Here is a 14,193-nt window from a genome sequence, read left to right on the forward strand (position 1 = left end):
TGAAGAAGTTCGCCAAAAACTTGGCTTAGATAATTTCTACTTGATCGGTCAGTCATGGGGCGGTGCCTTAGTTCAAGAATACGCGCTGAAATACCCTGACCACTTGAAGGGTATCATCATTTCATCAATGACCGACAACATCGATGAATACATGGAAAACATCACCAAGATTCGTGAATCCGAATTTAGCCCAGAAGAATTGGCCTTCCTGAAAGACTGCGAAGCCAAAAATGACTTTAATGAACGCTATGAAGAATTGATCGAGAAACTAAATAAGGATTACATCGATCGTAAGCAACCTGCCGCAATCAGTCATTTGACCTCTACAATGGGAGTTCAGGTTTACAATTACTTCCAAGGAGATAACGAATTCGTCGTTACTGGCAAGTTAGCCGGCTGGGACCGCAGCAAAGATATTCACAACATTCAATTGCCAACCTTGATCACTTACGGCGAACACGAATCAATGCCCAACAAGCCCAAAATAATGGTTCCCCACAGGTTAAAAAGGTGATGTTTTCTTACTGATGGCTGTAAATTTTTTTTATTAACTGTTGATTGAGTAGCTGCTGCCCGTTGCTGAGCCCGTAATTCACTCCGGGTTACCATTCACTATTGCTCCGTAGATTGCCGTTGAGCAAAGCCATGTTCTAAGATCACATCTTTCTCATCAGTTGTTGACTCTTTTCCACTCATCAACTTTGTCAATAAACGCATAGCAACAGCACCAATATCGTAAAGTGGCTGAGTAATCGAAGAAATGGTTGGCCGAGCAATCTTAGTATAGGTTGTATCATTCGAAGAAATAATTTCAAAATCATCCGGAACCTTTACCCCATTATCAGTTAAGCCATTCAATAGGCCAACTGCCAAGGTATCATCACTGACGTAGGCAGCTTTGATTCCCAGTTGCAAAACGAGTTTAGCTTGGTCATAACTTGCCTGATAGGTTCCATTAGTCTCAATAACCAATTGCTTGTCATAATTAACATCTGCTGCTGCCAACGCTGCCTGATAACCCTTTAATCGGGCGGTTCCATTAATTGCATACTTCAGTGGACCGGTAACGAAGGCAACATGATCATGGACATGTTCCAACAATTTAGCAGTTGCTTCTTCAGTAGCACTTTGATAATCGATTCGAACGGTAGCAATATTAGGATCATCTACTACAGAACCGGCAACCACTACTGGTGTATTACTGTCCTTTAACTCTTTCTTAACAGCATCTGGCAAATTGTAACCCATGAAAATAACACCATCAACCTGCTTAGCAAGTAAGTTACGAACAACCGCTAAGATCTTGTCATCCTCATTATCAGAATTAGTTAAAATAATGTTGTATTTGTACATTGAGGCAATATCATCAATTCCCAGCGCCAAATCGGCAAAATAAGGGTTAGTAATTCGGGGAATAATTACGCCAACCGTAGTGGTCCTCTTAGAAGCCAAACCACGAGCAACAGCATTTGGCCGGTAGTTCAACCGCTTAATAACGTCCAATACTTTCTGCCGGGTAGCCGGCTTAACATTAGGATTGCCGTTTACAACCCGGGAAACAGTTGCCATCGAAACCCGGGCTTCACGCGCAACGGTATAAATTGTTACTGATTGCTTTTCCATAAGACAGCCCTTCCTTTATTGCTCTTACTGTTTTCATTATTTTCATAACCACACTAATATAGCAGATTGACCATTAAATGGCAAACGTTTTCAAATATAGTTTGTTCACTCTATTAACCATGTTCCCTAGGGTCTTGCACAAAGCAAGAAAACTTTTATTGCTAGTTTCAATCTGATTTAATAGCTGACCACCCTTATCTTAATAATTTAAAAAATGGTGAAGTGCTAATCCTTATACTTCACCATTCAACCTATTTAAATTTTTACTAATCTTTTTTAGGGTCAGTTGATTGATTACTATCAGTCGTATTATCAATTACAATATCGTCATCAACCACCGCGTCATCATTATCATCAGGGTGTTTAGCAGCTGCCAGACTAGCACGAATATCGGCAGTTTGCTTATCAAAATCATCATTTGTCAAATGGTCAGCAAACTTACTGGCTTTTGCCTGGGCTGCTTTTTTAATATTTTTGGCACTATCGGCAAAACTATTGAATTTCTCATTAGCTTGCACATCCGCCATTTTAGCATCAACAATGTCTAAAGCATCTAAGACATAGTCCGTGGCGGTTGTCATGGCTGCATTAGTCCGCTCATTAAACTGCTTTTTAATAGCGGCCTTCTTTTTAGTTGACAATGATAACCAGGCTGCACCAGTTACCGCACTACCTAACAACGCTCCCACAAATAACTTTTTACTCATCAGTATCTACTCCCTTCTTTTCTGTATGTCGTTGTCTAAATTTTGCTAAAGCTTTCAAGACTGCAGTCTGTCCAGCAGTTTTAAGGAATCCCATTCCAAAATGGCTTTTTCCTCGCCGAGAAGTAACTTTAGCGGTTAAGTCACGGACATGATCATTAATATCAATCACGCTTTGACCAACATCTGCTACCGCCTTAACCGCCGGATCAAGCTGGGAAGACTTCTTATTAATATCGGTTAATAACGAATTAGTATTACTGAGTACCTCTTCTACTTCTTTACTAAGATCATCGACATCGCGGGTCAGAGTAGTCATACTTTGCTTCGTCTCTCGCATCGTTTTAGTGACTTGATTTAGTACAACGCATGCAAAAACGACAAGAATTAAGAAAGCAATTGCCGCAATTAAACCCGCTAGCTGTCCAAAAGTCATTGGTTTCTCCTCCTTTGTTAAGGATTAAATAGGCTTATACTTAAAATAAGAATAGCACAGATTCAAGAAAAACAACAATTAGCCTATCGACATTTTCTACGATTCATTGTTACAATTAATGCGACACTAAAAGCAAGGAGGCCCTCACATGGTTATTGTGGCGAATAACGCCCAATTAAATAATCAAATTGAACAGGTTCGCAAGGCCTTTACCGACCTTTCTTGGCACCAAATTCTCCAGCAAATACTGAATAAGTTCTTGCTGATCATCGTCACTGCCATACTTTTCTTTCTTATTTTGTGGTTAGGACGAATAATCATTAATCACCTTTTCCTAGAATCCAATAAGTATCAGTTTCTAAAAAGCAGTAACCGCTTAGCAACTATCCGGGCCCTAACCCTTAATATCTACCGCTATACTTGTTACTTTTTCTTTCTATATGCACTACTTTCGGAAATCGGCGTACCGGTGGGAACCCTGGTTGCTGGAGCAGGAATCTTTAGCATTGCCTTAGGATTGGGGGCTCAGGGATTTGTCAGTGACCTGGTCAATGGTTTCTTTATTCTTCTTGAACAACAACTTGACGTTGGCGACGTAGTAGAAGTCGATAAGATCAAGGGCACCGTCACTGCATTAGGAATTCGAACCACTAAAATCACCAGCGCCGACGGAACTCTCAACTATATTCCCAATCGTAACATTACGATCGTTCGTAATTTTTCACGCAACAACATGGTAGCCAACGTTGATCTTTATATTGCACCTAATGCATCCCTTGCTAAGGTTCGGGACATCATTGAACAGGTCAATCAAAAATTAATTACTCAAACACCAGAACTACGAGGAAAGCCAATCATTGTAGGACCAGTCACCGTTAGTAATCAACTAGTCTTTCGAGTCACAATTACCGTTGCTAACGGCAGTCAAACTAGATTAACCAGTAAATTTCTCACTGCTTACCTTCACGCCTTACATATTCATAATATTCCATTATCCTGGGAAGAAACTAATCACCATGAGCATTAAATTAATTGCAACCGATATGGATGGCACCTTTTTACATGATGACCATTCCTATAATCACCACCTCTTCAAGCAGGTTTTCCGTCATTTGCAACACCAAGGGATTCACTTTGTAGTAGCTAGCGGTTCTAGTTTCCCTCGCTTAGCTCGAGAATTTACTCCTTATGTTGATCAAATGGAGTTTATCTCCCAGAATGGTTCTGTCATCCACCATGGCGGTCATTTTGTAACCGCCTATCCAATTCAAGTCACCGCTTTAGAACGAGTAATGCATATTCTCGACCGCTTTTACGGTCCGGAAGATATCAATCAGCTAGTAGTATCCGGACCAATTCACTCTTACGTCGACCAAAAGATGGATAATCATAACTTTCAAATCATCAAGCTCTTTTACGAGGATGTTATCCGAGTTCCGGACATTCGTCAGGTTTTTCGCCAGTTTCCTCGTGAAGAATTCACCAAAATCTCGGTCAACTTTGCTAACCACATTAATCTCAACAAAGTTGCCGCAGTTATGGACGGTTACCTGCCACCATCCTTAATTGTTGAAAATTCCGGCTTTAACACCGACCTAATCGGCAATGCTAAAGGGACCAAGCGCAATGCTTTGGCCCAATTACAAAAACGATTTCATCTCCAAGACGATGAAATCGTAACCTTTGGCGACAATGAAAACGACCTCGGAATGTTAGCGATGACTGCCCGAAGTTACGCTATGCAAAATGCTAATCCAATCATTAAACTCCAGTCCGGGTACGTTACCACTAGTGATAACAACCACGATGGAGTTCTAAGGACAATCGAGCAGCTCCTTAAAAATAACCGTTAAAAAATAACAGTGTTGCCTAACAACTGGTAACACTGTTTATTTCTTATTCCAAAATTTATTAACCAGGTTCGTTAACGGCCTTATTCGACCTGCCACCATTCTGGGAAATCATTCATAAATTGACGCAATGCCCGTCCGCGGTGACTAACTTGATTCTTCTGTTCAGCCGTCAATTGGGCTAATGTCTTATGTAAAGATGGTACATAAAACAATGGATCATAACCAAAACCGTTTTCACCACGCCGCTGTCGTAAAATCTGCCCGTTAATTCGACCATTAGCCACTAATTTAGTACCATCTGGTTTTAGGGCAACGATTGTCGTATGAAAGTGAGCCGTCCGTTTCTCATCAGGGACATCGGCTAACGCCCGTAAAAGCTTAGCATTATTAGCAGCGTCATCATGATCACCGGCATAGCGTGCAGAATAAATGCCAGGCGCACCATTGAGGGCATCAACTACTAGCCCGGAATCATCAGCCATAACAGGCAAACCAAGGACATTCATTACCGTTTGAGCTTTAATTGTTGCATTTTCCTCAAAGGAGTGACCATTTTCATTAATCTTAATCGGTGCAAAGTCGGCTAAGGTTTTAATCTCAATGCCATGTGGCGCTAACATTTTTCGATATTCACGAGCCTTACCAGCATTTTTCGTTGCAATTACTAAAGTTGTCATTGTCTTGTCCCTTCATAAATCAACATGTTCACAACTAGTAAAGTGTCCGGCTAGCCATTTTTGCGCACCAGCAACTAAGTCCGTGCGGCGTCCAGTGGTATAGAGCCGAACCGTACCTTGGTTTTGACCTGCTAAAAGACCTTTTTGGGTCAATAATCTTATCGTTTGTTTAATAGTTTCAAAAGCTGGATCAACTAACAAGACATCCTTACCCAGCTTGTGCTGAATCTCTGGTGCTAAAAATGGAAAATGAGTACAACCCAATACCAGTACTTGAACCGGATGATTGGTAAAGTAAGCTAATTCGGTATTAACAGCTGTCTGAGCTGCCGAAGTACCGGTCTGACCATGTTCAACAATAGAAACAAGCGGTTGAGCTGCGTGACTATACACCTTTATCTTTGGTGCTAGACGGTGAAGAGTACGGTCATAAGCACCCTTCTTAATCGTTGATTCGGTACCGATTACTCCCACCGTTTGCGGATGATGGGCAATCGCCGCAACAGCTCCCGGCTCAATTACTCCAATTACCGGTACCGGCAATTTTCCCTGCAAGAGCGGCAATGCAGCCCCTGTAGCCGTATTGCAAGCCACAATCATTAGCTTAATGTTATGGGCTACTAAGAAGTTACCAATGTTCAATACCAGATGCTGTAACTCTCCTTGACTTTTCGTACCATATGGAAAATGCCCCTGATCCCCGACAAAAAGTAGGGACTCCTTTGGCAATCTCTTGTGCAGCACCCGCAATACCGATAGGCCCCCTAGTCCTGAATCCATTACACCAATCGGTCGATTATCCATGTTGTTCACCTCAAAATTAACTTAATTTGATCCGCATAAAATTACTTGAAACTATATTATCGTTTTTACCAGCAAAATTTGCAAGTTTTTACAAACTTTAACTATTAAAGGGGGTATTTTTAAGTATAATAGGAATGATTGCTATAAAGGAGCGAATAAAAAATAATGAGTCAAAAACGATACGATCAACTATTACACAGTCACCAAGGATTAGCTAACGGCACCTTACGTGACATCATTCTTCCTGCCATTCTTGGTAAAGAAGCCGATGATATGCTTTATTGGATCGGTAAAGACCTTGCCCAACAATATCCAGTTGCGACCCATGACGACTTAGTTATTTTGACTCAGCAATTGGGCTTTGGTGACCTCACTCTCCAGCGTCACGATAAAGTTAGTCAAATTTGGCGATTAGGTGGGCCAATCGTCAATGAACGAATTCAACGTGGTGGAGAACAAACCTCCTTCGGCTTAGAATGTGGCTTCTTAGCCCAAGAAATTGAATTTCAACTGGGTACAGTGGCCGAAGCTAAAATTAATGACCGGCATCACGAAACCGTTGATATTTTAGTTCAAAACGATCCGAAAACGGACGCCGACGATGAGCGAAGTGAACTGATCACTTTTATTCATGTTGCCTCGCCAAAGAAAAAGCAAACAAATAAAAAGAAAAAACATTCTTTATTGAAAAAATAACGAAAGTAGACAAAAGACATTAGCCGATTTGACTAATGCCTTTTTTGTCTATTTTATGCCGTATATTGTTGTAAAATTTGTTGAAGCTGTTCCTTAGAATGGTAGCCAACAATTTGATCAACCACTTGACCATCTTTTTTAACCATCAATGTCGGAATACTCATAATTCGAAATTGCTGAGCTGTAGCCGGGTTTTGGTCAACATCAAGTTTAAAGAATTTTATGTTTGGCATTTCATTTGATAATGCCTCAACAACTGGCGATTGCATTCGACAAGGTCCACACCATGTCGCCCAAAAATCAATTACAGAAACTCCAGTTGCCGTATCTTGAGTAAAATTCTGATCAGTAGTTACGTTTACAGCCATAATAATTCCTCCTCCTAGACTGACTAATATTATTCTAGCAAAAGGTGATATTGCTGTCACGATAATTGCTTACTTTTTATTAGTAAATTACAAATTAACAATTGTAGCACCATCGCCACCAGCATTCGGCGCTGCATAGCCAAAGGATTTCACCCGCGGGTTACTCCGCAGGTATTCCTGAGTTCCCTTACGTAAGGCACCGGTCCCCTTACCATGAATAATCGTTACCGAGGACAGATTATTAAGCAGAGCATGATCGATAAAGTCACTCAGTTCACTCATCGCTTGTTCATAACGATGGCCACGCAAATCGAGTCGGGCTGAAGTATGACGTGTTTGAGTGGTATGAACCGCACTTCGTACCCGATGCGAAGTCTTTTCCTTAGGCAAGTCTTTCTTAGCAATCTTTTCTAGGTCTCGTTCATCGATTTCCATCTTAAGAATACCAATCTGGACTTCCCACTTATGGTTGCCACGCTTGGAAAGAAGTTCACCGTACTGGCCATATGATTTAACCATCACGGCATCACCAACGTGAAGATTGTGCTTAGCCCGTGCTCGTTTCAAAACGGTATTATGTTGTAAACGAGGATCTTCTTGGTGAAGGGCATTTAGAGCACCCTGGGCATCGATTAATTGATTTTCTTTTACATTAGCTCCCTGCTGAACTTCTAGTTGACGAAGATGATGAATAATATTATTAGCCTTTCGCTTAGCCATTGCCACTTGGTGATTGGCCTTTGAACGGGCTTGGTCAAACAACTTATCACGTTGTTCGTTAAAGCGTGATAAGCGTTCGTCCAGGTCCTTCTGGGTCCGTTCATTCTTGACTAATAACCGACTAAGGTGTTCGTTTCTTTCGCGGGCTTCTTTACGCTGTTCAACCAAGTCACCAATCATCTTATTGAGATCCTGACTATCATCGCTGACCAGCGAACGGGCTTCATCAATGATCGTCGAATCGATTCCCAACCGACGAGCGATCTCCAACCCATTCGAACGTCCCGGAATTCCTAGCAAGAGGCGATAAGTTGGCTGGAAGGTTTGTTGATCAAATTCCATACTGGCATTAATTGTCTTAGCACGATCGTAGCCATACGCCTTCAGTTCCGGATAGTGGGTGGTAATTACTACCAGGCTGCCCTTACTGCCAATATTATCCAGAATAGCCATTGCTAGAGCAGCCCCCTCCTTTGGATCAGTACCGGCACCTAATTCGTCGAGCAACACTAGACTACGGTCGGTGATCCGATTCAGAATTGTCTTCACATTGTCCATGTGTCCGGAAAAGGTACTGAGGTTTTGTTCCAACGATTGTTCATCACCAATATCAGCAAAAATATTATCGAAAACACCAATCGTGCTCCCTTCTTCGGCAGGAATAAAGAGTCCCGCTTGGCCCATTAATTGAATCAGGCCGAGAGTTTTAAGGGTAATAGTTTTACCACCAGTGTTGGGACCAGTAATAATGATTGCTTGGTAATCTTGACCAATTTTAATATCGTTGTCCACAACCTTTTGGGGATCAATTAACGGGTGCCGAGCGTGACGTAAGTTAACATGATTTTCACGACTCAACAATGGTAAACTAGCTTTCATGTCGTGAGCTAAAGCCGCTTTAGCATTAATAAAGTCTAATTGTCCTAGCACCCGTTCGTTATTCTGAATGTCACGGCGATAAGGAGCAATAAGGGCTGACAACTCTGCTAAGATCCTTAACATTTCCTGACGTTCTTCAATTTGTGCCTGACGCAGGTGATTATTATATTCCATCACACCAGCCGGTTCGATATAAAGAGTCTGTCCACTAGCACTTTGATCATGAACCACCCCACCAAATTTATTTCGGTACCGAGCTAAGGCTGGAATAACGTAACGGTCATCCCGAATCGTAATCACCGGTTCACTAAGGTATTTGGCATTTTTCCCTCGTGTATAATGTTCCATTTGCTGATGAATATCATTTTCGGTCTTAATAATCAATTGACGAATCCCATGAAGCTTTGTGGAGGCCTCATCATTAAGCCGACCATCCGGATCAATTGAACGGACAAGACGCTTGGTAATCGACGGGATCGTTACTAAACGATCAACTAAGGAGTCTAAGACCCGCAATTTGATTTTCTTTTCTCGCATCTGTTCAAAGAAATTACGAACACTCATGCTGGTTTGCAAGACCTTAGTTACTTGAGCAAGCTCGGTTCCATTCAAATTAGCACCAATCTTTAATCGTTTCATTTGAGGTCGAATATCGGCTAATTTAGGAATTGGAATTCCACCTTCTAAGCGCAAAATATCCGCACCATCGGTCGTTTCAGTTAGGTAGCGTTGCACCCGTTCAAAATTGCTTTGTGGAGTCATCTTTTCCAGTTCATAATGACCCGCAACTGACACCAAGTGCTTTGCTAACATCCCCTTGATAAGATCAAATTCTAAAGTCTTTATAATTTTATGATTCATTTTATAACTCTTCCCCTATTATTTTAACGTATCTAATACTAACCGAGCTAACCCCGGTGTTTGATTAATCATAAACTGTGCCAGACCTGAATTGGCCACTTGAAGTTGCCACCAGCTGACCGGCCAAAGCTGCAAGATTACTAAGGCTACGTAAACAATAATATAGCCAACTACTAAGGACAGTATTCCACCCATCAGGCGGTCAAAAGTACCAATAATTGGTAAGGCTTGCAACCATCGTAACCGACCAATTACCCAATGACCAAGCCAGGTTACAATCATAAAAATAACCAAAAATGCCACGCCACGATAAAAGAAGTCATTGTTATTAACCGTTCTTAAAATAACGTTCGAGTAAGTCGCGTCTCGGCTAACATCTGGCAACAAATGGCCAAGGTAGCTACCAATTATTCCAGATCCCCAACGAGCCACTAACCAACTAATCAAGTAAGTACCAACATAAAAGATCATCATCAGTAGTCCACGACGATGACCGCTGATAAAGCAGCCAACTAAGATCAAGATTATGAAAGTCGTCAGCACCATAGTACTATCACCTACTTAACATTAACCCGATAGAAAAGGGAAGTGATAACCGCCTGGCTATCACTTCCCAATTACCCACTACGTTAAGCCTTAAAGTTACCATCATCATCCAGAAAGGTATTTAAAACCTGTTCAACCATATCCCACTCTTTATCATCTTCAATCGGTACTAAGTCTTGGCCATCGCCATCAGCATTCTCAGCAACGATATAGGCTTGGATATCAACAGAATCATCATTCTCTTGCTCAGCTGGATAAATAAAAATGTAAGACTTACCATAATCATCAGAATCAAAGGTAAACAACTCTTTAAATAGTTGCTCATTACCATTTTCATCAACCAAGGTAATTAAGTTCTCATCATGATTAGATTGTTGTTTGCTCATATCAATTCATCCTTAATTTAATTTCGAAACTAAACGGCCATGACGATCTAAGTAACTCTGAAGAATAAAGGTAGCAGCAACTTCATCGATTACTTTTTTTTGCTTAGCACGCGAAATGTCTGCTTCTTCAACCAACATCCGATGAGCCTCGACAGTTGTCAATCGTTCATCTTGAAAATCAACTGGAATTTTTGGAAAACGCTGTTTAAGCAACTGGCCATAATGTTTAGAGGCATCGACCCGGGGACCCTCGGTATTATTCATATTCTTCGGCAGGCCAACCACAAAACCAGCTACCTGTTTTTTTGCAACCAATTCTGCTACCCGATCAATACCAAAAACCTCTTCTTCCTCATTAATCGGAATAATTTCTACAGCCTGAGCCGTCCATCCCAGAGGGTCACTGACCGCAATGCCGACCGTCTTAGAACCCACGTCTAAGCCCATCAGTCTCATTTGGTCTCACCATTATTCTTTAGGTACGACGTAACTAGTTCTTCAATAATTTCATCTCGTTCATGTTGTCGAATCAAATTCCGGGCATTATTTAACCGCGGAATGTAAGCTGGATCACCAGAAAGCAAATAACCGACAATTTGATTAATTGGGTTATAACCCTTTTCTTCAAGCGATTCGTAAACTGTCTTTAAAGTTTCTTTGATATTCTTTTTCCGTTCCTGACCAAAGTCATAGAACATCGTCTTATCATTGTTAGTAGTCATTAATCGTCACCTCTGATTAGCCTCTTAGTTTTCTATTTTACTATAACTAACATTAAAGCACAATTAAAGCGCTATAACAAAAGAAGCACTAGCAATGCTAATGCTTCTCAAACTACTTACTTATTAAGATACTCTTTAGCTAATTTCAAGGCGTCTTGCAGGCCTGCTGGATTCTTCCCACCGGCTTGGGCGAGGTTTGGCCGACCACCGCCACCACCATTGATAGCTTTAGCAATTGACTTAATTAGGTCACCGGCCTTTAAACCAGCCTTGACCTTATCATCACTAACTGCTACGAGTAGGTTGGCCTTACCATTATTGGCCGTTCCTAAGACTAGCACATCAGACAACTTCTTGACCCGCCAATTATCGGCTAATTGCCGTAGCTGACCCATTCCAGCTACTTTAACCTCGGCGGCAATCAAACTACCATTCTTGGTATTCTGAACGTTTTCAAAGACGTTATTAGCTTGCTGAGCGGCGATCTTAGCCTCTAAGGCATCACTCTTCTTCAAAGCAGTCTTCAGTTCACTCTGTAAGGCCGCCACTTGGTGAGGAACTTCCTTCACTTGGGCCGTCTTCAATTCGGTCGCCGTCTCACTTAGCAAATCATCATGCTTTTGTAAGAACTTATAAGCGTCACTAGAAGTAACGGCTTCGATCCGACGAATGCCGGCACCAACCCCGCCTTCAGAAACGATCTTAAAGAGGCCTAGTTCATTGGTGTTCTTAACATGGTCACCACCACAAAATTCAGTGTTGAAGTCACCAATCTTAACCACCCGAACTCGATCACCATATTTATCAGAGAAGAGGGCAATCGCACCCATTTCCTTAGCAGAATCAATATCAGTTTCGACGGTCTTAACTGGAATTTCTTTCCAAATCTGGTCATTAACCATCTTTTCAACTGTCCGTAGGTCCTTATTGGTAACTTGGCCAAAGTGGTTAAAGTCAAAGCGCAGGTAATGTTCTTCGACTAAGGAACCAGCCTGTTGGGTATGACCACCTAAGACATTCCGCAATGCCTGGTCTAGCAAGTGAGTAGCGGTATGGTTCTTTTCAATCTTGAGGTGACGAATCCGGTCAACAACCAGCTTATAGCGAGCTCCTTTCTTGATTGGAGCCGTTAGCTTAACTCGATGTAAGTTTTGCTGGTTAGGGGCGTGCTGTACATCAACTACCCGACCAACCGTCTTACCATAATTATCAATGATGTCACCAGTATCGGCAACTTGGCCACCCATTTCGGCATAGAATGGCGTTACATCAAAGATGACTTCAACATCCTTATCGTCTGCATCGGCACTGTCAGCTTGTTTACCATCATGGGCAAGGCCAATAACCTTAGCATTATCGACAGTCAAATCGGTATAGCCGACGTATTTACTGTCTTCCTTAAAGTCGGTCCACAGGTCTGTCTGAACACCCATCCCGTTATCCATATCACGGGCATTACGGGCTCGGTTTTGCTGCTCAGTCATGGCTGCTTCAAAGCCCTTTTCATCAACGTCTAAGCCTTCATCACTGGCATATTCCTTGGTCAATTCGATTGGGAAACCATAAGTATCATAAAGCTTAAAGGCCGTCTTACCGTCGATCTGATTGGTACCGTCTTTCTTAGCCCGCGCAATCACGTTGTTTAACAGGTTCAAGCCACCATTCAAAGTGGAACTGAAGCGGTCTTCTTCAGACTTGACAACGGAAGCAATATAATCAGCATTTTTTAAGACTTCTGGGTAGTAGTCTTCCATGATCTTACCAACGGTTGGAACCATTTGATACAGGAACGGTTTGTTGATACCTAATTTCTTGCCAGCGACCACCGCACGCCGCAGTAAACGCCGAATGACATAGCCCCGTCCCATATTAGATGGCAAAGCACCATCACCAATGGCAAAGGTGATTGTTCGAATATGGTCAGCAATGATCTTAAACTGAACATCATCATCTTTATTAGCACCATACTTCTTGTGATCACTGAACTTTTCTGTTTGATGAATTAATGGCAAGAAGAGGTCCGTCTCAAAGTTAGTTGGTGCATTTTCAAAGATTGAAACAACCCGTTCCAACCCCATCCCAGTATCAATGTTCTTGTGGGGTAACGGTTCATAGGTATCTTCCGGTGTATGGTTAAATTGACTGAAGACAATGTTCCAGATTTCCAGGTAACGTTCATTTTCTCCACCAGGATAGTTTTCCGGATCATCTTCGGGCAGGTTATTAAATTCTTGACCACGATCATAGAAGATTTCGGTATCAGGGCCAGATGGGCCTTGGCCAATATCCCAGAAGTTATCCTCATCCGGGATCAAATGATCTTTAGCAACCCCTACCTCACGCCATTTATTATAGGCCGCATGGTCCTTTGGATAATAGGTAATGTAAAGGCGTTTTGGATCAAAGCCAAACCACTTGTCACTGGTCAGCAATTCCCAAGCCCACGGAATTACTTCATTCTTGAAATAATCACCGACGGAAAAGTTTCCTAACATTTCGAACATGGTATGGTGACGAGCCGTCTTACCAACATTCTCAATATCATTGGTTCGAATACTCTTCTGAGAGGAAGTCATCCGTGGATTTTCCGGAACAACTTTCCCATCAAAATACTTTTTCATCGTTGCCACTCCGGAATTAATCCAGAGTAAGGTTGGGTCATTTACCGGCACTAATGAGGCGCTTGGCATAACCTTATGACCATGCTCCTCAAAGAACTTCAAGAACATCCGCCGAACCTGAGCACTGTTCAGCTTTTTTAACTTCTTCATGATATCTCCCTTTCAAAATACAAAATCCATCCTTGCGATCAGAGACGCCGAACGACGCGGTACCACTCTGCTTGCAACGATGGATTTCGTATACCTCTTTATTCTCGACAAGTGCCGAGTTGAATATCAAATTGTCTGAATGGGGAG

General features: G+C 41.9%; 16 protein-coding genes. 4 read left to right on the forward strand and 12 right to left on the reverse strand.

Annotation, left to right across the window (positions count from 1 at the left end):
• Positions 1–514: proline iminopeptidase-family hydrolase (locus ACEYV4_RS02335; RefSeq protein WP_373841836.1), on the forward strand; the 514-nt coding region annotated here is incomplete at its 5' end.
• Between the two features lie 98 nt (positions 515–612).
• Here the strand turns inward: ACEYV4_RS02335 and ccpA are convergent.
• The 3 genes from ccpA to ACEYV4_RS02350 form a co-directional block, all read right to left on the reverse strand.
• Positions 613–1,623 (reverse strand): catabolite control protein A, encoded by a 1,011-nt coding sequence (ccpA, locus tag ACEYV4_RS02340; protein ID WP_373841837.1) that lies wholly within the window; start codon positions 1,621–1,623, stop codon positions 613–615.
• Between the two features lie 266 nt (positions 1,624–1,889).
• Positions 1,890–2,330, reverse strand: coding sequence for a hypothetical protein (locus ACEYV4_RS02345; RefSeq protein ID WP_373841838.1), 441 nt, complete (start codon positions 2,328–2,330; stop codon positions 1,890–1,892).
• A complete protein-coding gene (locus ACEYV4_RS02350) occupies positions 2,323–2,763 on the reverse strand; it encodes a DUF948 domain-containing protein (protein ID WP_373841839.1) in 441 nt (146 codons plus the stop codon). Before ACEYV4_RS02350 ends, ACEYV4_RS02345 begins: the two co-directional genes overlap by 8 nt.
• A gap of 148 nt (positions 2,764–2,911) precedes the next feature.
• Between ACEYV4_RS02350 and ACEYV4_RS02355 the strand changes: the two genes are divergently transcribed.
• Positions 2,912–3,790 (forward strand): mechanosensitive ion channel family protein, encoded by an 879-nt coding sequence (locus tag ACEYV4_RS02355; RefSeq protein ID WP_373841840.1) that lies wholly within the window; start codon positions 2,912–2,914, stop codon positions 3,788–3,790.
• Complete coding sequence (locus ACEYV4_RS02360) at positions 3,780–4,616, forward strand: HAD-IIB family hydrolase (RefSeq protein ID WP_373841841.1); 837 nt, start codon at positions 3,780–3,782, stop codon at positions 4,614–4,616. Before ACEYV4_RS02355 ends, ACEYV4_RS02360 begins: the two co-directional genes overlap by 11 nt.
• A gap of 80 nt (positions 4,617–4,696) precedes the next feature.
• Here the strand turns inward: ACEYV4_RS02360 and ACEYV4_RS02365 are convergent, their stop codons facing one another.
• The gene (locus ACEYV4_RS02365; protein ID WP_373841842.1) at positions 4,697–5,293 is read right to left on the reverse strand and encodes an XTP/dITP diphosphatase; all 597 of its coding nucleotides are present in this window, start codon (positions 5,291–5,293) and stop codon (positions 4,697–4,699) included.
• Positions 5,294–5,305: 12 nt separating this feature from the next.
• Complete coding sequence (gene murI, locus ACEYV4_RS02370; protein WP_373841843.1) at positions 5,306–6,097, reverse strand: glutamate racemase; 792 nt, start codon at positions 6,095–6,097, stop codon at positions 5,306–5,308.
• Between the two features lie 165 nt (positions 6,098–6,262).
• On the opposite strand from murI, the gene ACEYV4_RS02375 reads away from it, so the two are divergent.
• A complete protein-coding gene (locus ACEYV4_RS02375) occupies positions 6,263–6,793 on the forward strand; it encodes a YslB family protein (RefSeq protein WP_373841844.1) in 531 nt (176 codons plus the stop codon).
• A gap of 53 nt (positions 6,794–6,846) precedes the next feature.
• Here the strand turns inward: ACEYV4_RS02375 and trxA are convergent, their stop codons facing one another.
• The 7 genes from trxA to alaS all read right to left on the reverse strand — a co-directional run bounded on the left by trxA (position 6,847) and on the right by alaS (position 14,046).
• Complete coding sequence (gene trxA / locus ACEYV4_RS02380) at positions 6,847–7,161, reverse strand: thioredoxin (protein ID WP_373841845.1); 315 nt, start codon at positions 7,159–7,161, stop codon at positions 6,847–6,849.
• An 87-nt stretch (positions 7,162–7,248) separates the two neighbouring features.
• A complete protein-coding gene (locus ACEYV4_RS02385; RefSeq protein WP_373841846.1) occupies positions 7,249–9,621 on the reverse strand; it encodes an endonuclease MutS2 in 2,373 nt (790 codons plus the stop codon).
• Between the two features lie 18 nt (positions 9,622–9,639).
• The gene (locus ACEYV4_RS02390) at positions 9,640–10,167 is read right to left on the reverse strand and encodes a CvpA family protein (protein ID WP_373841847.1); all 528 of its coding nucleotides are present in this window, start codon (positions 10,165–10,167) and stop codon (positions 9,640–9,642) included.
• Between the two features lie 83 nt (positions 10,168–10,250).
• Entirely contained in the window at positions 10,251–10,553 is a 303-nt protein-coding gene (locus ACEYV4_RS02395; RefSeq protein ID WP_373841848.1) for a DUF1292 domain-containing protein, read from the reverse strand.
• Between the two features lie 12 nt (positions 10,554–10,565).
• Entirely contained in the window at positions 10,566–11,009 is a 444-nt protein-coding gene (gene ruvX, locus ACEYV4_RS02400) for a Holliday junction resolvase RuvX (RefSeq protein ID WP_373841849.1), read from the reverse strand.
• Complete coding sequence (locus ACEYV4_RS02405) at positions 11,006–11,275, reverse strand: IreB family regulatory phosphoprotein (RefSeq protein WP_373841850.1); 270 nt, start codon at positions 11,273–11,275, stop codon at positions 11,006–11,008. Before ACEYV4_RS02405 ends, ruvX begins: the two co-directional genes overlap by 4 nt.
• Positions 11,276–11,391: 116 nt before the next feature.
• Positions 11,392–14,046, reverse strand: coding sequence for an alanine--tRNA ligase (alaS, locus tag ACEYV4_RS02410; RefSeq protein ID WP_373841851.1), 2,655 nt, complete (start codon positions 14,044–14,046; stop codon positions 11,392–11,394).
• Positions 14,047–14,193: the final 147 nt, after the last annotated feature.

It is taken from the genome of Limosilactobacillus sp. (assembly GCF_041859915.1).
Classification (GTDB): Bacteria; Bacillota; Bacilli; order Lactobacillales; family Lactobacillaceae; genus Limosilactobacillus.

Bases quoted from the DNA above. Each gene is read 5' to 3' on its own strand.
- ACEYV4_RS02355 (WP_373841840.1), top strand. From the start codon at position 2,912: ATGGTTATTGTGGCGAATAACGCCCAATTAAATAATCAAATTGAACAG.
- ACEYV4_RS02385 (WP_373841846.1), bottom strand. From the start codon at position 9,621: ATGAATCATAAAATTATAAAGACTTTAGAATTTGATCTTATCAAGGGG.
- ACEYV4_RS02345 (WP_373841838.1), bottom strand. From the start codon at position 2,330: ATGAGTAAAAAGTTATTTGTGGGAGCGTTGTTAGGTAGTGCGGTAACT.
- ACEYV4_RS02350 (WP_373841839.1), bottom strand. From the start codon at position 2,763: ATGACTTTTGGACAGCTAGCGGGTTTAATTGCGGCAATTGCTTTCTTA.
- ruvX (WP_373841849.1), bottom strand. From the start codon at position 11,009: ATGAGACTGATGGGCTTAGACGTGGGTTCTAAGACGGTCGGCATTGCG.
- ACEYV4_RS02405 (WP_373841850.1), bottom strand. From the start codon at position 11,275: ATGACTACTAACAATGATAAGACGATGTTCTATGACTTTGGTCAGGAA.
- ACEYV4_RS02375 (WP_373841844.1), top strand. From the start codon at position 6,263: ATGAGTCAAAAACGATACGATCAACTATTACACAGTCACCAAGGATTA.
- ACEYV4_RS02395 (WP_373841848.1), bottom strand. From the start codon at position 10,553: ATGAGCAAACAACAATCTAATCATGATGAGAACTTAATTACCTTGGTT.
- trxA (WP_373841845.1), bottom strand. From the start codon at position 7,161: ATGGCTGTAAACGTAACTACTGATCAGAATTTTACTCAAGATACGGCA.
- ACEYV4_RS02390 (WP_373841847.1), bottom strand. From the start codon at position 10,167: ATGGTGCTGACGACTTTCATAATCTTGATCTTAGTTGGCTGCTTTATC.
- murI (WP_373841843.1), bottom strand. From the start codon at position 6,097: ATGGATAATCGACCGATTGGTGTAATGGATTCAGGACTAGGGGGCCTA.
- ACEYV4_RS02365 (WP_373841842.1), bottom strand. From the start codon at position 5,293: ATGACAACTTTAGTAATTGCAACGAAAAATGCTGGTAAGGCTCGTGAA.
- ACEYV4_RS02360 (WP_373841841.1), top strand. From the start codon at position 3,780: ATGAGCATTAAATTAATTGCAACCGATATGGATGGCACCTTTTTACAT.
- alaS (WP_373841851.1), bottom strand. From the start codon at position 14,046: ATGAAGAAGTTAAAAAAGCTGAACAGTGCTCAGGTTCGGCGGATGTTC.
- ccpA (WP_373841837.1), bottom strand. From the start codon at position 1,623: ATGGAAAAGCAATCAGTAACAATTTATACCGTTGCGCGTGAAGCCCGG.